Here is a 23,184-nt window from a genome sequence, read left to right as displayed (position 1 = left end):
GATAAAAATTGTTATTCTTTGATTTTGTATACATCATAATAGATTGATTTCATGTAATCAATCAAATATTGTGGATTCAGTGCTTCGCCCGTCGCATCTAAAATCAACTGATTTGGTTTTCTTGACGCACCATACTGGTGGATATGATCTGTTAACCAGTTTTTGATTGAAGAATAATCATCACTAGCTAAAACCGTATCTACAGCAATTTCTTTGCCCATTGCATGACGCAGTTGAGCCGCATACATATAGCCTAAGGCGTAAGATGGGAAATAGCCAAAACTGCCGCCAGACCAATGAACATCCTGTACGATTCCTTCTAAATCATTCTCAGGTCGAATCCCTAAATATTCTTCGTACTTATCATTCCAAATTCGAGGTAGATCATCGACTGAAACATCCTCATTAAAAATCATTTTTTCAATTTCATAACGAATAATGATGTGAAGTGGGTAGGTTAAACTATCTGCTTCAATTCTCACTAAACTCGCTTTTGTCTCTTTCAATGAATCATAAAAAGTATCAAAATCAATATCATCAAAAGTACCTTCTGTGCATTCTTTAAAAAATGGAAATTGTTTTTGCCAAAACTGTTTATTACTACCAATAATAATTTCATTAAATAACGATTGAGACTCGTGAATTCCCATAGAAGCACCAGTCGAAAGCGGCGTGTAATCATATTTTGGATCGATACTTTGCTCGTAGATTCCATGACCTGCTTCATGAATGACACCAAATGTTGCCATTAAAAAATTCGTTTCATCCCAACGCGTTGTGATCCGTGCATCATTTCGATTTAAATCTAGCATAAACGGATGAACCGTATCATCTAAACGACCACGAGAAAAATCATAGCCTAACTGCTCTGCAACACCCGTTACAAAGGTTCTTTGTTGCTCTTTTGTTACACGTCTAGATAAAAAATCAGTGCGAGGGACTGTTCCTTTTTCAGCAATCTCGGCTCTGATTTTCATGATTCCTGTTTTTACTTGAGTAAAAATTTGATCTAATTTTTCAACACTTAACCCAGGTTCATATTGATTCAACAGGACATCATAATTTGTTGCTTCATCCTTTTTCCAATATGGAATAAATTCCTTTAAGAAATCGATGATCGTTTGGATTTCGTTTTTCATTTTAGCGAAATCTTTCGCTTTTCTAGCTTGCAGCCATGCTGTATGAGCATTGGTCAATGCAGTATTATACGCCTGCATCCGCTCAGCAGGAATGCTATGATTTAACTCATATTCTTCTTTAATCTTCTTATAAATAGCTAAACCGACTTCTGATAACTCATCCGAGTGCGTGTCAAAGTAAGCTAGAGCTTCTTGAACTTTTGGTCCTATGCTACGCTCAAATGACATTCCTGATAAATAACCGACAGCTTCGCCTCTAAACTCACTGCTCGCTTCCGGCATTCCAGTTTGGCTATCCCATTCTAGCAAACCCAAAGCTTGGTTTATCAATTCGATTTCCCTGATTTCTTGTAAAAATTCTTGTTCTTTCATAACATTCACCTACTCTTCTCTTGGTTTTCTCGGTGGTCGTTCTCCCCAATATTGGAACAGATCAGTACGTAATGCACCATTGTATAATTTTCTCTTCTTCGTAGCTCTCGCACCATAATATTGTTCAAACGTTAAATCACTCGTTAGAATATATTTACTCCACGTTTTCAGTGGACGAAAAACTTCGCCCATTTCTTTATATAATTTACGCACGGATTCTTCTTCACCCAAGCGTTCTCCATAAGGCGGATTTGCAACCATTACGCCATATTCTTTTTCTGTCGTAAAGTCCCGCAACGCTAATTGTTTGAATGTGATTGAGTCACCTAAACCAATTTCTTCCGCATTTGCTTTGGCTATTTCGATCATTTTTCCGTTGATATCAGAACCCATAATGTCTAATTTGATATCATAATCTGCTTTCTCATCTGCTTCTTTACGAACTTTTTCAAAAACTGCAGAATCAAACCAATCCCATGTTTCACAGACAAATTCACGGTTAAAACCTGGTGCAATATTATGACCGATCAAAGCTGCTTCAATACAAATCGTACCAGATCCACAAACTGGATCATAAAACGGACGGTCTTTACGCCAATTCGTTAACGTTACTAATGCCGCTGCCATATTTTCTTTTAATGGTGCTCCACCTTTTTCAATACGATAGCCACGTTTAAATAAACTTGGTCCGGTCGTGTCGATCGTAATTGTTACATGGTCTTTTAAAAGAGCAACTTCTAATTGGAAAAAAGCACCTGTTTCAGCTAAAGGCACAGTTGCCGGACGATGATAAACTTCTCTTAAGCGATTAACGATCGCTTTTTTAGTGATCGATTGACAGTCTGGTGTGCTGTATAATTTAGATTTGATTGATTTTCCAGCAACTGGAAATTCTGCATCCATCGGTAAATAGTCTTCCCATGGCAATGCTTTAACTTTTTCAAATAACTCATCAAAGCTAAATGCATCAAATTCACCAACGATAATTTTGATACGGTCTGCTGTTCTCAACCATAAGTTAGCCGCAGCGATTGTTTCCATGGTTCCTTCAAACAAGGCCTTGCCATTTTCTACCTCACAAGGAATACCTAAATCACGTAATTCTTTTCCTACTAATGCTTCTAGACCACTCGCTGCCGTAGCAACTAGTTTAAATGTTTTTTCTTTTGTCATTATATCTCCTCTTGTTCTTGTTGTCATTAAGAGCTGTTCATTACTCTATCTATACTAAAAAATATTTATCTCTTACTTTAAAAAAAGCCTTCACAACAAAGTTGGAAGGTCATCCTGAATACTTGTAATTTTCTGTAAGCCATGTTCTGTATCGAATGCCTCTCAGGGAAAGACACTCGACGGTCATCATCTATCTGCAGAAATTAATCTGCCTCTTCTACTCGTTCATTTCCTTTAGAAGAGCGCCCCTACCATTGTTTGGGTTGCTCGCTCGAGGGGTTTACCGCGTTCCACCAATTCCGTTTCCAAAATTGCTTCGTCACTGTGGCACTTTCAAGGGTACTTTGACATAGCCGAAACCTTAGTCATTTTTCCTGCCGTTACTCTATAAAGCAATATCAGCTCGTTTAAAAAAGAACCGATCTTACTCAACCAAGTACCTTAGCTTATGATTTCGCTAAGCACGAACACTACAGACATCTCAGTCTGTGCGAGCATGGACTTTCCTCAGCCTGAATAAATTCAAACCGCGATCACCCGAAAATTACAAAATGTTTGATTCAATCAATTAAAATTGACGTGTTTCTGAATTGTCTATTTCACGCTCATACGGATTGTGTAAATTGCTTTCGTATGAATTAAAGTGACTCATACCTGAGATAGGATTTGAAGCTGGAGTGTCATCTAATTTTTTGCCAAAAACTTCACGCTCTAAATTAGATAGACGTTTTAGAATATCAAAGTTCGTAACAGCTGCACTCTTAGGCATTTCTTGCCCGCCGCGTGGAGGCATTGCTTGTTGTACTTTAGAAGCTTGATCAAGCTTAGCTAATAAACGGTTATTTTCTTCTTGTAGTGTTAAAAGGTCTTTGTTATACGCTTCATAATCTTTAATTACGTTATCTAAAAATTCATCAACTTCAACTGGATCATAGCCGCGCATTTTTGTTTTAAATTCTTTTTGTAAAATATCTTTTGGACTGTATACTAAATTTGCCATACTTACACCTCATTATTTTCTTTGATTAGGATAAAAGTTCATAGTTCAACAGCATTATTGTATAGGAAAATCGTCAGAAAATCAAACAGATTATCATTATTCCATCGAGTTTTGTAAATCATCCATTGTTATTAAGCGGATTTCATAAGGAAATTTCTCAGAAAAAAGTTCCGCATCTTTTAAAAAATACTCAGTTTTACCGGGGTATTCTTTATCATAGACCAACAAGCTAGCACCAGAATGTTCCAATAAAAATCGTGTATGCATTTTTAATTGTGCTGGTGATTTATAAGGCTGATGACTCACTGAATCCACATAATCTGCTAAAAGCTCAATTTTTTCTAAATTTCCACGATTTTTTTCATTCCAATTACTACCAAAATCTTTAAAAGGATAAATAAGCCCTAATTTTAATTCTGGATACTCATTTTTCAATTCGGCTACAACTTCTGCCGCCCAAATCTCTGTTCCAAGATTACCGGAAACCAAAACCCACTCTAATCCAGTGTCTAAATAGCCCATAATTTCCTTTTTTAATACATTTTTAATAACTGTAATTTTAGGGTCATTGTCTTGAAAAGCCCCGATTTCAAAGCTTTTATAACCAGTCACATAAAGTGTTTTTACGTTTTCCATAGACATTCCTTTTCTTTCATAAAGATTTTTTGTTATAATGTTGGCTAGGAGTGTGATAGAAATGGCTTTTCATTATCCTAATGGTACTCCCTATAACAATCATGAAGCACCCAAATCAAAAAAACAAGTAAAAAACCAAAAATCAATTCAATTTGGTAAACGCGGCATGGACTTTGAAGAAGAAATCAATAAAAGCAATGCGTATTATTTAATGCGTAGTGAAGCCGTGATTCATAAAAAGCCCACCCCTATTCAAATTGTAAAAGTTGATTACCCCAGTCGAAGCGCTGCTGTAATTAAGGAAGCTTACTTTAGGCAAGCCTCCACAACCGATTATAATGGCGTCTACAATGGATACTATCTGGATTTTGAAGCAAAGGAAACGAAGAATAAAACCTCTTTCCCTTTTAAAAACTTTCATCAACACCAGATCGACCACATCCAACAATGTATGGCTCAAAAAGGGATTTGCTTTGTTCTATTGTGGTTCTCTTCATTGAATAGATGTTTCTTTTTTAGCGGAGAAGAATTAGTAACCTATTGGTCAGAACAAGAAAGCACTGGAAAAAAATCGTTGCCTTTAGCTCTCATTGAAAAAAAGGGAATAGAGATCCAAATTGGAATTGCACCTAGAGTTCCCTACTTGGATGCAGTTAAGTTACATATTCAATCAAACAAAGGAGTTGCGATTAATGACAACTGATGAAATAGGATCACGTGCTGCAAGACATGGACATACTCCTGCTTCTAACAGCACTGGTAACACACCGTCAAATGGCGGAAAAAAACCAAAGAAAAAACGAATCCTTCTAAAAATATTTCTAGGGTTAGTCCTACTTGGAATCCTAGGTCTTCTGGCAGGTTTAGGTCTGTTCTGGTCATATGCTAAAGATGCGCCGAAATTAGACGATGAAAAATTAAGCGCAACTGTTTCTTCAAAGCTATATGATGCCAATAATGAAGTTTTTGAAGAATTAGGCGCTGAAAAACGTGAAATGATCAAACCAACAGATGTACCGCAGTTACTTAAAGATGCGGTGGTATCAGTTGAGGACAAACGTTTTTATAAACATAGCGGAGTTGATCCGATACGAATATTAGGTTCTGCCTTTTCCAACTTTAAAACGGGCGGCCTTCAAGGTGGTAGTACGTTAACTCAGCAATTAATCAAACTTTCTTACTTCTCTACAACAGAAAAAGACCAAAACCTCAAACGAAAAGCACAAGAAGCTTGGCTTGCCATGAAATTGGAAAAAGAAAAATCAAAAGAAGAGATTTTAACGTATTATATCAATAAGGTCTATATGGCTAATGGTTTGTACGGTATGGAAACAGCGGCTCAATCTTATTATGGAAAACCATTAGCTGAGCTGACACTTCCTCAAACTGCTCTTTTGGCTGGAATGCCCCAAGCGCCTAATGATTATGATCCGTATGTAAAACCAGATGTAGCTAAAGAACGACGTGATGTTGTTTTATACACAATGAAAGAAAACGATAAAATCACGCAAAAAGAATATGATGATGCTAAAGCAACGCCAATCGACGACGGTTTGCAACCATTAAAACAGTCAAATGAAAACCGTAAGATCGTTGACAACTATATCAGAGAAGTCATCGCTGAAGTGGAAAGTATGGGTAAAAATCCCTATACAGACGGTTTAGACATTCATACCAACCTTGACATGAACGCGCAAAAGCGTCTTTATGACATCATCAATAGTGATACTTATGTACAATATCCTGATCCAGAATTCCAAGTTGCTTCGACGGTAATCGATGTAAAAACAGGTCAAGTCAAAGCTCAAATCGGAGGTCGGAATATTCCTGACGATGTTCAGTTGGGATCTAACTTAGCTATCGAAACAGATCGCGATGTCGGATCCACGATGAAACCAATCGCAGATTATGGTCCTGCCATTGAAAACTTAAACTATTCAACTGGCCGTATCATGATGGATCAACCTACTACCTATGAAGGAACCAACATTCCTGTTACAAATGCAGATATGCAATATTATGGTGCTTTAACTATGCGTAAAGCTATCATGTATTCTCGTAACACGACAGCGATTCAAACATTCGATGCTGTCGGTAGTGACAAATCAGCCGCTTTCCTCAAAGATTTAGGAATCGAGTTCAAAGATTTTGTTGCGGCAAATGCGATTTCTAGTAATACCAGTGATTTAGGTGGGAATAAATATGGTGTTTCTTCCTTGAAATTAGCAGCTGCTTATGCGGCGTTTGCTAATTTGGGTGTTTACAATAAGCCGTATTACGTTAGTAAAGTAGTCTATCAAGATGGCTCAGAAGATGTCACTGAAACCGAAAGCAAACGTGCTATGAAAGATTCAACTGCCTATATGATGACTGATATGCTTAAAGATGTTATCTCTGGCGGTACAGCCTTTAATGCAGGCATTCCAGGATTGATCCAAGCTGGTAAAACGGGAACCGCCAACTATACAGAAGATGACCTTGCTAAAATAGGTGCCTCTGAATCGTCTAGTATTGCGCCAGACAGCACTTTCGTCGGTTATACACCTCATTATGCAGTTTCAGTTTGGACAGGCTATAAACAGCGTTTAACTCCTATTCCTTACGAATACTGGGGAACTGCTTCTGATGTTTACCGTGAAATGATGACTTATTTATCTGAAGGTGTCTCTAATGACGATTGGGTCATGCCTGATACTGTAATACGCTCTGGTAGTGAATTGTATGTTAAAGGTGCTTTTGAAGAACAATTATTGCCTTCAAACTCCGGTAACGAAAGTTCTTCATCGTGGGAAAGTCCTGTAAGTTCTGAACCAGGAACAATAAGCAGCTCTACTGTCGCTTCACAAACTGAGCCATCATCAACTCAATCTAATGAAGTCCCAGCTTCTTCTACTCAGCAAACAGAACCTCCGGTATCAACTACGCCGACCGAGGGCTTGCCAAGTAGTGAACCGCCACAAGAATCGACTACACCACCTGTTATACAAAATAATGCAGCCAGAAGACGATCATCTCCTGGCTGATATAAAGACAAAAAAGGTACGATATCTCACTTGCAGATATCGTACCTTTTAGTTTATTGATTACTTAAAGCCGCTTCAACAAATCCTTTGATCAAATGCTGAGGTCTGTTTGGTCTAGAAATCAATTCTGGATGGAACTGACAAGCAACAAAGAATTTCTTCTCTGGCAACTCAACAATTTCAACTAAGCGATTATCTGGTGAAACACCAGAAAAGACCAAGCCGTTTTCTTCAAATAATTCACGGTATTTATTATTGAACTCATAACGATGACGATGACGTTCTTGAACAACTTCTTGTCCTTCGTAAGCGGCAGCAGTAACACTGCCTTTTTTAAGTTTACATGGATACAAGCCTAAACGTAACGTTCCACCAAGATTTTCAACATTTTCTTGATCCGCCATCAAATCAATAATGTTGTTAAGAATATCTGGATTATTTTCAGCAGAACCTGCATCTTCTAATTTTACAACATTACGAGCAAACTCGACACAAGCCATTTGCATGCCTAGACAAATACCTAAGAATGGCACATCGTTTTCACGAGCAAAACGAATTGCTTCGATCTTCCCTTCTACTCCACGATCTCCAAATCCGCCTGGTACAAGGATTCCATCTGCATCTTTTAAAATATCTGCAACGTTTTCTTCAGTTAATTCTTGTGAATCAATCCAATCGATCGCAATATCAGAATCAAAAGCAAAACCAGCGTGTTTCAACGCTTCGACTACTGAAAGATAAGCATCCGGAAGTTCAACATATTTACCAACTAAGGCAATTCTAGTTGTTTTCTTCAAGCCTAATACTTTTTCTTCCAATGCACGCCATTCTGTCATATCAGCAACTGGTGCTTCTATTTTTAAGTGATCACAGACGATTTGGTCCATGTTTTGTGCCTGTAGAGCCAATGGAATAGAATACAGTGTTTCTACATCACGTGACTCAATAACAGCTTCTGGTGCTACATCACAAAATTGAGCTAATTTATTTTTTGTTCCTTGAGAAACTGGTAATTCTGTACGAACCACTAAAATGTTTGGTTGAATCCCTAAACTGCGTAATTCTTTTACGCTATGTTGTGTTGGTTTAGTTTTCATTTCGCCAGCCGCTTTTAAGTAAGGGATTAGTGTTGTATGAATGTACATTACGTTGTCACTACCCACATCTGCTTTCATCTGACGCAATGCTTCTAAAAATGGTAGTGATTCGATATCTCCAACTGTCCCGCCAACTTCTGTAATAATGATATCAGCATCCGTCATGGTAGCTGCACGCATGATTTTGTCTTTGATTTCATTAGTAATATGAGGAATGACCTGTACTGTTGCACCTAAATATTCACCTTTACGCTCTTTTCTCAATACTTCTGAATAAATCTTCCCAGTTGTTACGTTTGAATATTTATTTAAGTTGATATCAATAAAACGTTCATAGTGACCAAGATCCAAGTCTGTTTCGGCACCATCATCTGTGACAAAAACTTCTCCATGTTGGTAAGGACTCATTGTGCCTGGATCCACATTGATATATGGATCAAATTTTTGAATCGTTACTTTCAAGCCTCGATTTTTTAATAAACGTCCTAAAGATGCTGCAATAATTCCCTTCCCAATCGAAGAAACTACGCCGCCTGTAACAAAGATATATTTTGTCATAATATAAAAAAACCCTTTCTCAAAATAGATTTGTAGAGATGAGTGAACAACGAAGAACTTGTTTTTATCAGCCATAAAAAACAAAAGCTCCCTATCCAAAAAGAATAGGGAGCTGGAATTCGTTGTAAACTTCTGACCTTCTCAAAGGTGCCCAAGTAGTATAATACAAGCAAATCAATTTGAGGTCAAGCATTTCTGTTAGAAGATTTTTGGTTTTTTAGTAAACCTTTAAACCTTTACTCATTTATTCCTTGATATAAGCATTTTTGTAAGTGCTAGTTGCACCAAAGTTATGATACTCGATTCCTTTAACACCAGGACGAACTAATTGTCCTCTTGCTTGTTGATATAATGGAATCAAAGCAACATCTTCTTCTATTAAAACTTTTTCAGCTGCGATCAATGTTTCCCAACGTTTTTCGGGTTCATTAGCATATTTATTAGAGGCCTCATCGATCAACTGATCATATTTTTCACTGCGGTAACTTGTTTTATTTTTTGTGCTGACTGAGCTTTCTAAGAACGTCATCGGATCTTGGTAATCTGGACCCCACATGCTGACAGAAAGTTCATAGTCCCCTTTTTTCATGAGTTCGATCGAATTATTCAAAGGAACTGTTTTTACATTGATTTTTAAGCCTGGCAATGTTTTTTCTAATTGTCCTTGAATAAACTCTGCTACTTTCTTATCGCCATCACCATCTTTAGATAACAATTCGATCGTGACATCACCGTTCAATTCTTTTTTAGCTTTCTCTAAATATTCGTTGGCTAATTTCTCGTCTGTTTTGACTAAGTCGCCCGCTTCTTTTCTAAAATCTTCTCCTGTTTCAGGATTGGCAACGAAATTTTTTGGAATGTACCCGTAAATATCTTTTGAACCATCTGCTAAAATATTGTCTACTAAACTTTTCTTATCAAGTGCATAGGCCACAGCTTTACGAACATTTTCGTTTGCAAAGATCGATGGTTTATCGTTACGCTTTTGATTCATTCTCAATGAGTAGACTTTTGAACGTTGAATTGCTTCGTAGTCTGGATTGTCTTTATTTTGTTTCGCAAAATCTCCTGTAAGAATCGCGACATCTAATTCACCTGATTCATATAGATTGAATACTGTATTTGTTTCTTTTAAGACTTCAAAGTGTATTTTTTCTGATTTCACTTTGTCTGCATCGTAATAATTTGGATTTTGAACTAAATCCCATGACATTGATGATTGATCCCAATTTTCCATTAAGAATGGTCCATTAGAAACGATATTTTCGCTTGACGTTCCATATTCCTTGCCTTTTTCTGTCACAAATTTTTCGTTTTGTGGGAAAAATGGTGAGAATGCTAGTAGTGATGTGAAATATGTTACTGGTTTAGCCATTTTGATTTCAAGTGTATAGTCATCTAAGGCTTTGACACCTAATTCATCTGCAGATTTTTCTTCATTCACAATTTCTGTTCCATTGAGGATCGTGCCATCCATTAAGAAAAAGTAATTCGCCTGATTTTTCGGATCGGCCATCTTTTTCCATGCGAAAACAAAATCATTGGCGGTTACTTTGTCGCCATTTGACCATTTTGCATCTTCTCTCAATGTTATTTTGTATGTTTTACCATCTTCAGAGATTTCGGGCATTTCTTTGGCTACTGCTGGAATAACGTTGTCTTTATGATCTAATTGATAAAGTCCTTCAAAAACGTTCGATTGTGCATTTACACTAGGCTCATCTTGTGTGAAAATCGTATCCATCGAACCCACTTCTGATGCTTCCATCAAATTGAGTACTTTTGATGATTTTTGACCTGTTACAGATTTATCATCTGTACTATCTGCTGACTTATTGCCCGAATTTCCCCCGCAAGCTGAAAGCAACAGCATAGTTGTAATCAATGTTATACTTTGTTTTAACCCTTTTTTCATACGTTCCACCTTTTCCTTCTCATTTTTTATTTATTATACAAGTTCCACCATTGACACTAACTCTTGTTTCACTTCTAAGTAAGCATAAGGAAGACCTTGATTTACATATTCAAATTCCCCACGTTGATTGTCGATTGGATCTGCTCGTAAAAAGCGTTTTGGCGGATTGAAATCTTTTTGGATTTCACTATTTGCCGGCATTCTGAAAATATCTAAATTGCCAAAATAATAATTCCAACGATCTAAATCTCCGTTTCTACGCGCACCACCGCCAAAAGATAAATCAGCGAAAACCCAACCATAAGGTGCTACATAAAATTGCGCCCAATCATGACAACCAGTATAGTATTGCGATACATATAGCCCTGACTGCCATTTTGCGGGGATGTTAGCCATTCGGCATAAAGTGATGAACAAAATAGCTTGAACGCCGCAATCCCCTTTTAAATTGACTGCAGCATACTCTGAAATGTTCTCAATCGTAAAATATTCCCGCATAAACGAATAATTGACTTTAGTTGTGATAAAATCATAGATTTTTCGCGCTTTTTTTATTGGATTGGTTTCTCCTGATAGAATTTCAGCAAGTAATTGTTCCAAATAGGGTGTAAAGCGAATGTGTGGTAATTCTTCATTTAGTTCAAATTCAGGTTGTAACTCAGCTGCTTTTTCTGGATCCAGCTCTACATAGTCAACTTGATTCGTGTAGCTGTATTCTACTGAAAAAATTTGATCTTCTTCTAAAATTGTTTCAAAATAAACGGTGCGCTGTGCTTCGTTTTCAGGTGCAATAAACGTCGCTTTAGGTGTCGTTTTTAAAATTTGAATATCTGATACCTGTTTACAATCCTTTGGCAAAGGCAGATACACTTTGACCTTTTCTCCTGGGCGTTCATATTCTTTTTTCACTTGAATACTTGCTTTCAAATGAATTTTTACTTTTCTGCCTCCTTGTTCTTTCATTAATTGAACATTTTGGGTCAGTTCTTGTTTTCTTAAACGATCTACTTCATTATCTTCTTTAACGATCAGTCTTGCTTCATAATCAGCTTGTGTCTTGATCAAATTCATTAGGAAACGACGTTGAAAATGAATCTTGCCATCAATATAAAGCCAATCTACTTTTCCAGTTTCTTTTAATACTGTTAGTTCTTGCTCTTGGTACTCTTTGAATGTTTCTTTCATCATTTTGCTGGCTTCGTCAAAGTCAAATGGATACTCATTGATACCAACGATTCGAATGATGTCTTGCTCGATTTCCAAGCGCTTTCTCAATGCCTCGGGTAGTTCATTTGATAATAGGTGTTCAATTAACTTTTCCGCCCCTTTAAAATCACCATAATTCTTCAACTTAATGATGTCTTCCGGCAAAGGTACACTCATAAATTTTAAATCGTAATACATGTGACACTCACCTTTCTTATTTACTCAAACCTAAACCAGCTTTATCTGTTAAAGAGAGCAGGCTTGTTGCTTCCAGCCCCACACCGCCTGGTATTGCGACTTCATTCAATCCAAAAGTTGCATCTAAATCTGCTCTTGTGATGTTTTTAGTCGCTGCTGCTAAATGTGCCGCAGCAGTCACACCTATATTGGTTTCTTCCACCATACATCCAATCATACATTCAACACCTGCAGCTTCACAAATACTATTGATTTTCAATGCTTCATGAATACCACCGCATTTCATCAACTTAATATTCACAAAGTCAACTGCACGTGCTTTAATTAAGCGTAAGGCATCTTTAGAGTTAAAACAGCTTTCATCTGACATGATCGGTGTCGAAACATTATTTGTAACAAAAGCCAATCCTTCAATATCGTGGTAAGCAACAGGCTGTTCAACTAATTCAATGCCGTATTGAGCTAGATGGTTGATCGTATTCACAGCTTCTTTCGGCTTCCACCCTTGATTAGCATCTAAACGAAGATTTATTTGAGTACCAACAGCTTCTCTGATTGTTTTGATACGCGCTATATCTGCAGTAAAACCCGTCCCTACCTTTATTTTTAATGTGTCAAAGCCTTGCGAAACAGCCAATTTTGCTTTTTCAGCCATTTTCTCAGGTGTATCGATCCCAATTGTCATATCTGTTTTAACACATGAATCAAAACCGCCTAAAAGTTTATAAACTGGTAAATTTGCCTTTTTCCCAAATAAGTCGTAACAAGCAATATCGATTGCGGTCTTAGCAGAAGGTGCATGCGCTGCCATAGAATTCATGATACTATGGATTTTTTCTATATCCAAAGGATCAACGCCTAGTAATTGCTTTTCAAATAGTTGGATACATTCCGTAGTTCCTTTTAACGTTTCACCTGTAATCAAAATCCCCGGTGATCCTTCTCCGTAGCCTATGATCCCTTCATCCGTTTCAATTTCAACAATTGCACTCATCGAATGTTCGATTGTTCCAAGTGAAATCGTAATCGGTTCTTTTAGCTTAACTGCTTTTGGTGCTACATTGATTTTTGTAATTTTCAATTTATTTCCCCCAATAGTAATTTGACCTAAATCAATACTCATTTTTATGCTTATTATTAATAGCCGACAAAATAATAATTATGTCTAAAAGAAATAATAAACAGCTTTTTTTGAATTTTGAATTAAATTTTACCACAATTTTTGAATTATTTGTTCCAATTTTAAATTTACTCTATGTAAATGTCAATATAATAATGAGATTTACATGTGTTTTTTTTAATCAAATACCAAGTACTTGTAATTTTGTAACGAATCCGAGATAATATGAATGAAAAAAGGACTCTAAACAAAGGACGGCTGTAGATGGAATTTAGAAAAATTAAGATTTTAAGGAAAGAAAAAAAGATCACTTTAACTGAACTTGGCGAAAAGACAGGCTACTCCGCAAGCTTCTTATCGCAAATAGAACGTGGTACAAATCGCCCTTCACTTGAAGCTCTAAGAAAAATCGCTGATGCATTAGATGTCACTGTCGCTTCACTTCTAGCAAATGAAGCACCTCAAGTTATTCCAGATAACGAAACCTCAGAAAATGGTTACAAAGTAATTCGAAACTCTTCTGGTACAATTTATAATCCATGGCAAACAAACTCAACTTACTATGATACGTTGTTCAATTTACCAGTACATACAAACAATATGGTCATCTCAAAAATTTATATTGATGCTCAATCATCCTCTAGCGGTAAAAAAATTGCTCACAATCTTTGTGAAATCAATTACGTAATTAAAGGTGAAGCAACTATCGAACTAAAAGATGAAGTACTTCTCTTACATGAAGGGGATGCCATATTTTTAGAAGCTTTTACCCAACATAATATTCTTAATGCAACTGAAAATGAGCTGATGCTTTTTACTATGCAATTTTAGAATATCGTCTATCACCATTGATCAACTCCGCTTATCGAAACGACTTCATTGAAAAAGATTCTCATTTACAAAGTATTTAAAAAAAGGTATCATATGAAAAGAACAAACTGTAAAAGAGTGCCTTACGGCTCATACGAGCGATTCGTTTAGAGTCATCGGACGACTACAAAAAAGGAGTAGATACAATGACTGAAACAAATCAAGAATGGTCTGCTGAAGAGATTGAAGATATCAAAGAGCAAATTTTAACAGCGCTAGAAACAGTAATCGATCCCGAGCTTGGAATCGATATCGTTAATTTAGGATTGATTTATGAAGTTGAATTCGCCCAAAATGGTGATACTGTTATCAAAATGACTTTAACTACTATGGGCTGCCCATTAGCTGATGTTCTTACTGAACAAATCCATGAAGCGTTAAAAGAAATTCCTGAAGTGAAAAATCCAGAAGTAAAATTAGTCTGGTATCCTGCATGGACGACTGATAAAATGTCACGTTATGCTCGGATTGCTTTAGGTATTCGATAATTTTTTAATAGTAATTTGCAAGAGTTAGGGTAATGAACATGATTACTCTGACTCTTTTTTTCGTTTTAGTTAGAATATCTATACCACAGATGTTTAATTGGCCAGATTACTTTATTTTGCCGCAGAAGTACTTCACTATGACAGTTAGTCAAGATCGGCAAACCACTTTACTCAAAGTAAATTATACAGAACTATATATACTATGTAAACATCAATAAATAAACAGTTAGCATAAATAAAAGTAGAAGCGCTCTAAATAACAGAACACTTCTACTTTTAATATTTCCAGTACTATTTTTCTAATTAACAACCATACTCTTCTAATACACATCCGCTTTTGAAGTCTCTATTTGCCACTTGCCATCTGCTCTTATTTCCAGAATATAATTATCCGCATCTTTTGGAATTTGAACAATAACTTTCCCTGAATAACTACCCGTTTTATCAACTAAAGTTGCTACTACAGTACCATTACTATCTAACATTTTTACAGTAAATTTTGCTTGTCCATCATGCTTGAGTGCAATAACAATAGGTCCTTTTTTAAAAGGCAAATTCGTAATGACCTCGTCTCCTGTACCTGTTTTTGAGACAAGTGTACCGCTTGTTTTATCATCACCACTACTTTCACTACTATAGCTACTTCCAGCATTTACTCCGTAATTATCATCTCTGGCACTTTGGGGGCTATTACATTCAATCTTGCATCCAGACAATATAAATAAGCAAAAAAATATTAAAACGATCATTTTTTTCATTTCTTTCCTCCTTACATCCGCACAATTACGCATCCTGATAAAAGTACCAACATCACTACGAAAAACAGTAAGATTTTGAGTTTTTTATTCATTATTTTACCTCCTTTGGATTGATTTACTTACTTTATTTAAGTATATAGTGTTGCAACTAGAGCAACCTTTTAAAAGTCTCCCAACTTATTTTTAGGCACAAAAAAAGCATTACTACCGATGCTCTTGTAAAGAGCAACGGCAGTAACACTTACGAGTACACGTATTTATTTTTTGCTTGCTTTCAATACTGCATTCAACATAAAGATTCCTGTCACGATCGTTGTTACGGCCTGCAATAATTTGATTTTATCGATTCCTTTTGATTTGACGGTCATCGCAATCCCTCCTGTTGTTTTATAAATCTATAGTACAACTAGAATGATTTCATTACCAATCACATGCTTTATTGGCTGATAATAAAAACGCCCATGATTATTAAAATTACAGCTAAAACTTTTCGAACACTCAGCTTTTCTTTAAAAATAAAGTAACTAATAATAACAGTCCAAACATACGTCAATGATGTCATTGGAAATGCGATTGAATAGTCTAAAAATTTTAATAAAACAATATTAGTTACCGCACTTAAAATGTATAGGAACGATCCTAAATAAATCCAACCATTCTTCAACACTAACTTCAGGCTTAATTGAGGAAGATCATTCATTCCTTTTTTCAAAGCCAAAGCACCTGCACTTCCAGAAAAAGTCGTAATGACCAGGATCATCAAAATTGCTGCGTAATCGATCATACAGTCGCCTCGTTTCCTTCAATGCCTAAAAGGATCGAACCTGCAATAATAAAACCTGTTCCAAGTAATTTATACCACGTAATACTTTCATTCAAAAATAATGCCCCTAAAAGGATCGACAAAGCAAACCCCAAACTCATCATCGGTTGTAAAATGGACACTTCACCATAACGGAAGGCCGCCATCATAAAAAACATCCCCGCTCCTGCAGCTAAAAAACCAATTGCATAAAGAAGGATCGCATAACTTCCGGTTCCATCAGCACCAAATTTCCATGCTAATTGACCTAAACTACTCAAGGTAGCCGCAATCAAAATCAAGATAATCCCTAAACTTAACTTCTGTTGTTTATTTTTAGCATCCACATGATTTCCCCTTTCTTAACAATAACGATGAACAAATTCAAAAACAGTGTCAAAATAATGCTCTGGTTCATAAATAAATGAAGATAAATGAGGTGCTTTTTCAATAATCAAACTTTCTTTTACACCATTCGTTGCTTCCATATTTTCATAGAGCATTTGATGAGGAACAAATTTATCACCGGTACCATGAATAAACAGCGTCGGCAAATCATTTTTAGCCAACTGAGCAACGGAGGAAGCCTCTTTCAATGAGTAGCCGACTTTCTTTTTAGCCAAACCATCTGCAATCGTCAATATAGGAAACGCTGGTAACTTGAATGCCGATTGCAGCATAGCACCAAACTCGCTGTAGACAGATGAATAGCCGCAATCTACAACTAGACCTTTGATATTATCGGGTAATGTTTCGCCACTTGTCATCATCACCGTTGCCGCTCCCATCGATCCTCCAAACAGAATGATTTCAGCTGCTGGTTCAATTACAAGGACTTCTTGGATCCATCTTAATAAGTCCAAACGGTCCAGCCAACCCATTCCAATAACATTTCCTGTACTTTTGCCATGCGCTCTTAAATCAGGAACTAAAATATTATACTGCTGTTCAGAAAAACTTGATGCAACATAAGCCATATCGCGCTTACCATATGAACGATAACCATGAACACAAATTACCCATTTTTTACTTTCAGGATGTGGCCTGATCAATCGACTGTACAATTTTTCTCCGTCTGTTTCTATCCAATGATCTTTCGCAAATGTTACTTGCCAAAATAGATCACCTTGTTGAATTTGTTGCTCTTCAGTAAGGTCATATTGAGATTTTCCTTTATTGAAATTATCTGGATTCATCATTTTATGACCCGTCTTGTCATACCAATTATTATCTCTAAAAAGTGCTACATTTAGGAAAAAATTCGCTGCATAAACAGAAACTGCAACAATCAAAATCAATAAAACAACCAAGATCAATACAATCCACTTCACGCACTACACCTCAATTCTAAAAATTTGACTCCTTATTTAATTATACTCTTATTTTTGAAAAAAAGTATGGATGTACTCAAAACAAAAAGCGAGTAGGACATAACTCTTCGAGTCATATCCCACTCACATGGAATCTGGATAAACGATAGGAGCAAAAGTAATCCCTCTGTTCCATCCTCTCTATCGTTTATTACTCACAATCTAATGAAATCAAATCTTCATACGTTTCGCGACGAATCACTAATTTGTCCTGACCATTTTCTACAAAAACAACAGCAGGTTTTAAATTACGATTATAATTATTCGCCATTGAATAACCATAAGCGCCTGTACTTGTCATAGCAAATAAATCTTCTGGTTCCATGGGCGGTAACTCGATATTTTTGATTAAAATATCCCCTGATTCACAATATTTACCGACAATTCTCATTTCTGCTGGTGCTTCTGCACTGATTCTGTTTGCTAAAAATCCGTCGTAAACTGCATCATATAATGCTGGACGAATATTATCACCCATTCCACCATCTACTGACACATAATGACGTACATCAGGAATGACTTTTTGTGCACCAACTGTATAAATCGTTGTTCCAGCTTCAGCGATAATACTGCGACCAGGTTCGATCCATATTTCTGGAAATCTGTAATCTAACAATTCGCATTGACCTTTTACTGCATTTACAATAGCGTTAACAAATGCTTCTGGCTCTAATGGATCATCAGCCTCCGTGTATTGCACACCAAATCCGCCACCCATATTCAAAATATCGACCGTATAATCAAACGTTTGTTTCCATTCATTTAAGATGAGCAACATTTTTTCGACAGCTGCTAAAAATCCTTCAGCAGAAAAAATTTGTGACCCAATATGGCAATGGGCTCCTTTTAAAACCAAACGCTCATCTGCTAAGATTTTTTCTAGTGCTTGTGTCGCTTGTCCACTGTTCACATCGAAACCAAATTTAGAGTCTACTTGTCCAGTTAAAATATACTCATGGGTTTCGGCATCCACACCTGGTGTAATACGAAACATGACGTTTTGTTTCTTACCAGCTTCTTTTAAAACAGTACTTAACAAGTCGATCTCATAAAAATTATCAATAATGATCGTACCCACACCTTGTTCAACGGCATATGCAAGTTCTTCTTTGGTCTTATTATTTCCATGGAATTCAATATTTTCAGGTGACATACCGCCTTTGATTGCCGTATAGATTTCCCCAGCAGAAACCACATCACAACCTAGCTCTTCTTCTTCTAAAAGTTTATACATCGCTAAACAACAAAATGCTTTACTTGCGTAAATCACCTTATTTTTTGCTCCTAAAGAGTTGAATGTTTGTTTAAATCCTCTTGCACGTTCTCGAATATGCGCAACATCATAAACAAATAATGGTGTTCCATATTTCTCAGCTAAACGAACCGTATCACAACCACCGATCGTTAAATGCTCTTGTTCGTTAAATTCTGCTGTTCCAAATAATAGTGGCATCTCTTCACCTTCTTCAATTGATTTATTAAAAATAATAGCATAAAAATGAAAAACTTCCTATCTCTTTTTCATTCTTTTCACAAATAGGCACTTACCTGTTTAGTAGCTGACTATAAAGTTCTTCACTCAATGCTCGCATACCATCATTTGCTGGCTGATTGGCAAAAAGAATCACTAGATTTTGATTATCTTGATCACCATAGATTACTGTACCATATCCACCTAAGCTACCTTCTGAATATTTTAAATCATCAAAATAGATTATTCCTGTCTGATACCCATCTTCTTTAGCACCTGCTAGTTTTTCATATTCAGCTTGCTCAAAAAGCTTTCCATTTGCCAAACTTTGAATGAATACCAAAAAGTCCTCAGTTGACATATACATGTTGCCCGCGCCTAATAAACTGGAGAATAGCTTTTCATTTGCCGGAAACGGATCTGCTTGGTAATCTTCATCCATATAAAAGTAAGGTTTTGGAATTATTTCATCTTTAGGTAGGTTATCCCAAAAATAAGTATGGCTCAATGATAGCTTATCAATCACTCTTCTTTGGACAACTTCCTCATAAGATTGACCTGTGAGTTTAGAGAGGATACCAGCAAGTATTGTATAATTGCTATTCGTATAATTAAATCCCTTACTTCCGACCACAGACAAGGAATCTAAAACATTATCTATCTGGCTTTCCTGATCTGTCAAAAGCTTGTCTGGTTCCTCTTCGTCCATAAGAATACCAGAGTTGTGATCAAGCAATTGTTGAATCGTGATGGTCTGACTTAAGTTGATTTCTGGATAAAAAGTATCTAAAGTAGTATCTAATTTTAGTTTACCTTCTTTCACTAATTCTAAAATAAGTGACCCTGTGATTATTTTCTGTAAGGAAGCAATTGGAAATAGACCGTCTATTTTATTTGGACGCTTATTTTGCGCATCTGCATACCCATAATGTTGTTGATAAAAAATCTGATTTTGGCTAACCAACAAAGCTGCACCTTGAAAATGAGCCTCATTGATCAGCTGATCGATATTCTTTTTACTGTCAGATTTCGACAGCTTCCCTTTCTGATTATTTGCTTGCTTTTCCGATAAATGTTCTACGAACAGACCATTTTCTTTGTTAAAAAACCAACTACTTAAAAGGATAAAAAGCAAAAGGAGCATTCCTCCTACAATAGACCATTTCCATCGCTTATTCATGTTGTTCACTTCTTTCTTGATCCACTTCCAATAAATTATAACATTTACTGAAAAAAAAGCAGAACACTAAGAAAAAAGAAATTAAAAATAGACTAAAACAACACCATATAAGCACCGTTTTAGTCCACCTAATATTTTTTTATTGCTCTTGTGCAATCGTCAAGATAGCTGCTGGAATCCTATATGGTGAACACGAGATATAATCCACGCCAATTTTTTTCAAAAAACGAATTGACTGAGGATCTCCGCCAATTTCACCACAAACACCAATTGTAATTGATGGATCAACGTGTCTGATTTTATCTACAGCTATTTTCATCAAGCTACCCACGCCATCCTCATCAATATGCTGAAACGGATCTTCTTTTAGTAATTTCTTCTCTTGATACGCTCCAATAAATTTACCAGAATCGTCACGGGAAAAGCCATAGGTTAATTGTGTTAAATCATTCGTTCCAAAACTGAAAAAATCAGAAACTTCTGCTATTTTTTCAGCTGTTAAACAAGCTCTTGGTATCTCTAACATGGTGCCTATTTTGTATGAAATGACTTGGTTGGTTTTAACAAAAATTGTTTGGATCGTTTGTTTTAAGCGTTCTCTTAACCACGCCATCTCTTCTTTACTACCAATCAAAGGGATCATGATTTCTGGTACAATTTCTAGTGTCTCTTCTTTTTGTGCAACTTCTATTGCACTCTCAATGATAGCTGCTACTTGCATTTCATAGATTTCAGGTGTTGTAACTGCTAAACGACATCCACGATGTCCAAGCATTGGATTATGTTCGTGCAATTCTTCAATACGATGTTTGATCTCAGCTGTTGTCAGCTTTGTTTCATTTGCTAAATGAATAATTTCCTCTTCTGTTTGCGGTAAAAATTCATGTAATGGTGGATCTAGCAAACGAATGGTGCACGCTTTACCTTTTAATAAAGTAAACATCGCTCGAAAATCATTCTTTTGGAATTCTTTTAGTCGATCTAATGGTGCTATGAGGGATTCTTTATTTTCAGCAAGAATCATTTTACGTATTTCAACTATTCGTTCTTCACCGAAAAACATATGCTCTGTTCTTGCTAAACCAATCCCTTGCGCTCCTAATTTCAATGCTGTTTTAATATCCGCTGGCGTTTCCGCATTGGCTTTGACACCAATACTAGCTCCTTCTTTAGCCCAGCACGTGATTGTTTCTAATAACTGCCATTCATCCCCTTCAATGTAGGGAATACTACCAAGATAGATGGTTCCTGTTGTTCCATCAACCGAAATTGTATCTCCTTTACGCAAGATAATATCTCCTACTGTTGCTTGCTCTAAGAATTCATCCACATAAACTTCCTCACAACCTGCAACACAACAAACGCCCATTCCCCGTGCTACTACAGCCGCATGAGAGGTCATACCACCTCTAGAAGTTACGATTGCTTCACTAACTACCATGCCTTCGATATCCTCAGGTGAAGTTTCCTGACGAATCAAAATAACTTTTTCACCTTGTTCACTCGCTTTTTTCGCTTGTTCTGCAGTAAAATAAATCGTTCCACTTGCAGCCCCTGGACTGGCTGGCAACCCTTTAGCAAAAACTACCGCATTTTTTAATTCATCCGGTTCAAAAACAGGATGAAGCAATTGAGTGATCATGGTTGGATTAATGCGTTTGATCGCTTCTTTTTTCGAGATTATTCCTTCTTCAACTAATTGAATGCAGACTTTGAATGCAGATTTTGCTGTTCGTTTGCCATTTCTAGTTTGCAAAAGATACAATTTTCGATTCTCGATCGTAAATTCAATATCTTGCATATCTTTGTAGTGACTTTCTAGCAATTGACTTAACGTTAAAAATTCTTGATATACTTCTGGCATCAAGGCTTTAAGCTCACTGATCGGCTGAGGGGTCCGTATTCCTGCAACAACATCCTCCCCTTGTGCATTTAATAGAAATTCGCCGAAAATCCCTTTCTCACCTGTTGCAGGATTTCTAGTAAATGCAACACCTGTACCGCTATCAGCGCCAAAATTGCCAAAAACCATCTCTTGAATGTTGACTGCGGTTCCCAATGAATCAGAAATATCATTCAACCGGCGATAAGTAACTGCCCTACGATTATTCCGTGAACGAAAAACAGCTTCTACTGCCAACATTAATTGCTCGTATGGATTTTGAGGAAACGCCTGATGTGTCACTTCTAGAAAAATATTTTTATAAACCGCTACCAATTCCTGCCAATCTTCTGCTTGCATATCTGTATCTGAATGATATTCTTTCTTTGATTTGTAAAAATCAAGCTGTTCTTCAAATCGATTTTTATCGATACCACAAACCACATCCCCAAACATTTTCAGGAGTCTTCTATAGCAATCAAAAGCAAAACGACCATCTCCTGTTTTTTGTACCAATCCAAGAACTGTCTCATCGTTTAAACCTAAGTTTAAAATCGTGTCCATCATTCCTGGCATTGAAAATTTTGAACCACTTCGTACTGAAACCAATAACGGGTCTAAAGCATCCCCAAATTTCTTCTGAGTTCTTTTTTCCATTTTAATAATGTGTTGTCGAATTTCTGCGTTAAGGTCACTTGAAACATTTTCTTTCTTTTTTAAGTAATCTAAACAAGCTTCCGTTGTGATCGTAAAACCTGTCGGTACAGGTAGGTTCAGTTTTGTCATTTCAGCTAAATTAGCGCCTTTACCTCCTAATAAATCACCTTGTTCTTTACTTCCATCTGAAAAATCAATCACATATTTCACAAGCAAAATCTCCTTATCCATTTATATAGTGTATCACATTAATATAATTACGATTATAT

The 23,184-nt window shown here is 36.4% G+C and carries 19 protein-coding genes and 1 other RNA gene; 4 read left to right on the top strand and 16 right to left on the bottom strand.

The genetic code is table 11. The annotated features are described in order from the left end of the window. Positions 1-11: 11 nt before the first annotated feature. The 5 genes from IGL98_RS08230 to IGL98_RS08210 all read right to left on the bottom strand — a co-directional run bounded on the left by IGL98_RS08230 (position 12) and on the right by IGL98_RS08210 (position 4,320). Complete coding sequence (locus tag IGL98_RS08230) at positions 12-1,511, bottom strand: carboxypeptidase M32 (RefSeq protein ID WP_206912108.1); 1,500 nt, start codon at positions 1,509-1,511, stop codon at positions 12-14. Positions 1,512-1,520: 9 nt separating this feature from the next. Continuing rightward, complete coding sequence (locus IGL98_RS08225; RefSeq protein ID WP_206842244.1) at positions 1,521-2,684, bottom strand: THUMP domain-containing class I SAM-dependent RNA methyltransferase; 1,164 nt, start codon at positions 2,682-2,684, stop codon at positions 1,521-1,523. A gap of 130 nt (positions 2,685-2,814) precedes the next feature. Then, positions 2,815-3,229, bottom strand: an RNA gene (gene rnpB, locus IGL98_RS08220) — RNase P RNA component class B. Between the two features lie 23 nt (positions 3,230-3,252). Further along, positions 3,253-3,684: a cell division regulator GpsB gene (gene gpsB, locus IGL98_RS08215; protein WP_206842242.1), complete on the bottom strand. Its 432-nt coding sequence runs from the start codon at positions 3,682-3,684 to the stop codon at positions 3,253-3,255. 96 nt (positions 3,685-3,780) lie between these two features. Further along, positions 3,781-4,320 (bottom strand): DUF1273 domain-containing protein, encoded by a 540-nt coding sequence (locus IGL98_RS08210; protein ID WP_206842239.1) that lies wholly within the window; start codon positions 4,318-4,320, stop codon positions 3,781-3,783. Between the two features lie 61 nt (positions 4,321-4,381). Between IGL98_RS08210 and recU the strand changes: the two genes are divergently transcribed. Together recU and IGL98_RS08200 are read left to right on the top strand one after the other, a co-directional pair. Continuing rightward, positions 4,382-5,023 (top strand): Holliday junction resolvase RecU, encoded by a 642-nt coding sequence (gene recU, locus IGL98_RS08205; RefSeq protein WP_206842236.1) that lies wholly within the window; start codon positions 4,382-4,384, stop codon positions 5,021-5,023. Then, complete coding sequence (locus IGL98_RS08200; RefSeq protein ID WP_206912107.1) at positions 5,013-7,343, top strand: PBP1A family penicillin-binding protein; 2,331 nt, start codon at positions 5,013-5,015, stop codon at positions 7,341-7,343. The genes recU and IGL98_RS08200 overlap by 11 nt, the downstream gene beginning before the upstream one ends. A gap of 53 nt (positions 7,344-7,396) precedes the next feature. On the opposite strand, the gene IGL98_RS08195 is transcribed toward IGL98_RS08200, so the two are convergent. The 4 genes from IGL98_RS08195 to IGL98_RS08180 all read right to left on the bottom strand — a co-directional run bounded on the left by IGL98_RS08195 (position 7,397) and on the right by IGL98_RS08180 (position 13,398). Next, positions 7,397-8,998, bottom strand: a complete 1,602-nt coding sequence (locus IGL98_RS08195; RefSeq protein ID WP_206842231.1) for a CTP synthase — start codon at positions 8,996-8,998, stop codon at positions 7,397-7,399. A 244-nt stretch (positions 8,999-9,242) separates the two neighbouring features. Beyond that, positions 9,243-10,913 carry a peptide ABC transporter substrate-binding protein gene (locus IGL98_RS08190; protein WP_206842229.1) on the bottom strand — a complete coding sequence of 557 codons (1,671 nt, stop codon included), beginning with the start codon at positions 10,911-10,913 and terminating at the stop codon, positions 9,243-9,245. 33 nt (positions 10,914-10,946) lie between these two features. Beyond that, positions 10,947-12,317, bottom strand: a complete 1,371-nt coding sequence (locus tag IGL98_RS08185; protein ID WP_206912106.1) for a transglutaminase-like domain-containing protein — start codon at positions 12,315-12,317, stop codon at positions 10,947-10,949. Between the two features lie 16 nt (positions 12,318-12,333). Next, a complete protein-coding gene (locus IGL98_RS08180) occupies positions 12,334-13,398 on the bottom strand; it encodes a dipeptide epimerase (protein WP_206842225.1) in 1,065 nt (354 codons plus the stop codon). Positions 13,399-13,701: 303 nt separating this feature from the next. Here IGL98_RS08180 and IGL98_RS08175 point away from each other — a divergent pair, with 303 nt between their 5' ends. Both IGL98_RS08175 and IGL98_RS08170 read left to right on the top strand, forming a co-directional pair. Continuing rightward, positions 13,702-14,268, top strand: coding sequence for a helix-turn-helix domain-containing protein (locus IGL98_RS08175; protein ID WP_206842223.1), 567 nt, complete (start codon positions 13,702-13,704; stop codon positions 14,266-14,268). A 185-nt stretch (positions 14,269-14,453) separates the two neighbouring features. After that, positions 14,454-14,795 carry a metal-sulfur cluster assembly factor gene (locus tag IGL98_RS08170; protein WP_069644547.1) on the top strand — a complete coding sequence of 114 codons (342 nt, stop codon included), beginning with the start codon at positions 14,454-14,456 and terminating at the stop codon, positions 14,793-14,795. Between the two features lie 320 nt (positions 14,796-15,115). Here IGL98_RS08170 and IGL98_RS08165 read toward each other — a convergent pair whose 3' ends face one another. From IGL98_RS08165 to ppdK, 7 genes are all read right to left on the bottom strand, one after another. Further along, positions 15,116-15,553 (bottom strand): hypothetical protein, encoded by a 438-nt coding sequence (locus tag IGL98_RS08165; RefSeq protein WP_206912105.1) that lies wholly within the window; start codon positions 15,551-15,553, stop codon positions 15,116-15,118. A gap of 436 nt (positions 15,554-15,989) precedes the next feature. Next, positions 15,990-16,337: an EamA family transporter gene (locus IGL98_RS08160; protein WP_206912104.1), complete on the bottom strand. Its 348-nt coding sequence runs from the start codon at positions 16,335-16,337 to the stop codon at positions 15,990-15,992. Beyond that, positions 16,334-16,702 carry an EamA family transporter gene (locus IGL98_RS08155; RefSeq protein WP_206912103.1) on the bottom strand — a complete coding sequence of 123 codons (369 nt, stop codon included), beginning with the start codon at positions 16,700-16,702 and terminating at the stop codon, positions 16,334-16,336. The genes IGL98_RS08160 and IGL98_RS08155 overlap by 4 nt, the downstream gene beginning before the upstream one ends. Positions 16,703-16,717: 15 nt before the next feature. Next, a complete protein-coding gene (locus IGL98_RS08150; RefSeq protein ID WP_206842216.1) occupies positions 16,718-17,686 on the bottom strand; it encodes an alpha/beta fold hydrolase in 969 nt (322 codons plus the stop codon). A 190-nt stretch (positions 17,687-17,876) separates the two neighbouring features. Further along, positions 17,877-19,178, bottom strand: coding sequence for a diaminopimelate decarboxylase (gene lysA / locus IGL98_RS08145; protein WP_206842214.1), 1,302 nt, complete (start codon positions 19,176-19,178; stop codon positions 17,877-17,879). 91 nt (positions 19,179-19,269) lie between these two features. After that, on the bottom strand, positions 19,270-20,376 hold the full coding sequence (locus IGL98_RS08140) for a serine hydrolase domain-containing protein (RefSeq protein ID WP_206842210.1): 1,107 nt from the start codon (positions 20,374-20,376) through the stop codon (positions 19,270-19,272). Positions 20,377-20,515: 139 nt separating this feature from the next. Then, positions 20,516-23,146 (bottom strand): pyruvate, phosphate dikinase, encoded by a 2,631-nt coding sequence (gene ppdK / locus IGL98_RS08135; protein ID WP_206912102.1) that lies wholly within the window; start codon positions 23,144-23,146, stop codon positions 20,516-20,518. Positions 23,147-23,184 lie beyond the last annotated feature (38 nt).

It is taken from the genome of Enterococcus sp. DIV0840, from assembly GCF_050527835.1.
Taxonomy (GTDB): Bacteria; Bacillota; Bacilli; order Lactobacillales; family Enterococcaceae; genus Enterococcus_L; species Enterococcus_L ureasiticus.
This window is presented reverse-complemented; position numbering and strand designations above follow the sequence as displayed.

Excerpts from the sequence above, each read along its gene's own strand:
- IGL98_RS08175 (WP_206842223.1), top strand. The coding sequence starts at position 13,702 with ATGGAATTTAGAAAAATTAAGATTTTAAGGAAAGAAAAAAAGATCACT.
- IGL98_RS08165 (WP_206912105.1), bottom strand. The coding sequence starts at position 15,553 with ATGAAAAAAATGATCGTTTTAATATTTTTTTGCTTATTTATATTGTCT.
- lysA (WP_206842214.1), bottom strand. The coding sequence starts at position 19,178 with ATGCCACTATTATTTGGAACAGCAGAATTTAACGAACAAGAGCATTTA.
- IGL98_RS08230 (WP_206912108.1), bottom strand. The coding sequence starts at position 1,511 with ATGAAAGAACAAGAATTTTTACAAGAAATCAGGGAAATCGAATTGATA.
- recU (WP_206842236.1), top strand. The coding sequence starts at position 4,382 with ATGGCTTTTCATTATCCTAATGGTACTCCCTATAACAATCATGAAGCA.
- IGL98_RS08200 (WP_206912107.1), top strand. The coding sequence starts at position 5,013 with ATGACAACTGATGAAATAGGATCACGTGCTGCAAGACATGGACATACT.
- ppdK (WP_206912102.1), bottom strand. The coding sequence starts at position 23,146 with ATGGATAAGGAGATTTTGCTTGTGAAATATGTGATTGATTTTTCAGAT.
- IGL98_RS08140 (WP_206842210.1), bottom strand. The coding sequence starts at position 20,376 with ATGAATAAGCGATGGAAATGGTCTATTGTAGGAGGAATGCTCCTTTTG.
- IGL98_RS08225 (WP_206842244.1), bottom strand. The coding sequence starts at position 2,684 with ATGACAAAAGAAAAAACATTTAAACTAGTTGCTACGGCAGCGAGTGGT.
- IGL98_RS08190 (WP_206842229.1), bottom strand. The coding sequence starts at position 10,913 with ATGAAAAAAGGGTTAAAACAAAGTATAACATTGATTACAACTATGCTG.
- IGL98_RS08185 (WP_206912106.1), bottom strand. The coding sequence starts at position 12,317 with ATGTATTACGATTTAAAATTTATGAGTGTACCTTTGCCGGAAGACATC.
- IGL98_RS08195 (WP_206842231.1), bottom strand. The coding sequence starts at position 8,998 with ATGACAAAATATATCTTTGTTACAGGCGGCGTAGTTTCTTCGATTGGG.
- IGL98_RS08170 (WP_069644547.1), top strand. The coding sequence starts at position 14,454 with ATGACTGAAACAAATCAAGAATGGTCTGCTGAAGAGATTGAAGATATC.
- IGL98_RS08160 (WP_206912104.1), bottom strand. The coding sequence starts at position 16,337 with ATGATCGATTACGCAGCAATTTTGATGATCCTGGTCATTACGACTTTT.
- gpsB (WP_206842242.1), bottom strand. The coding sequence starts at position 3,684 with ATGGCAAATTTAGTATACAGTCCAAAAGATATTTTACAAAAAGAATTT.
- IGL98_RS08210 (WP_206842239.1), bottom strand. The coding sequence starts at position 4,320 with ATGGAAAACGTAAAAACACTTTATGTGACTGGTTATAAAAGCTTTGAA.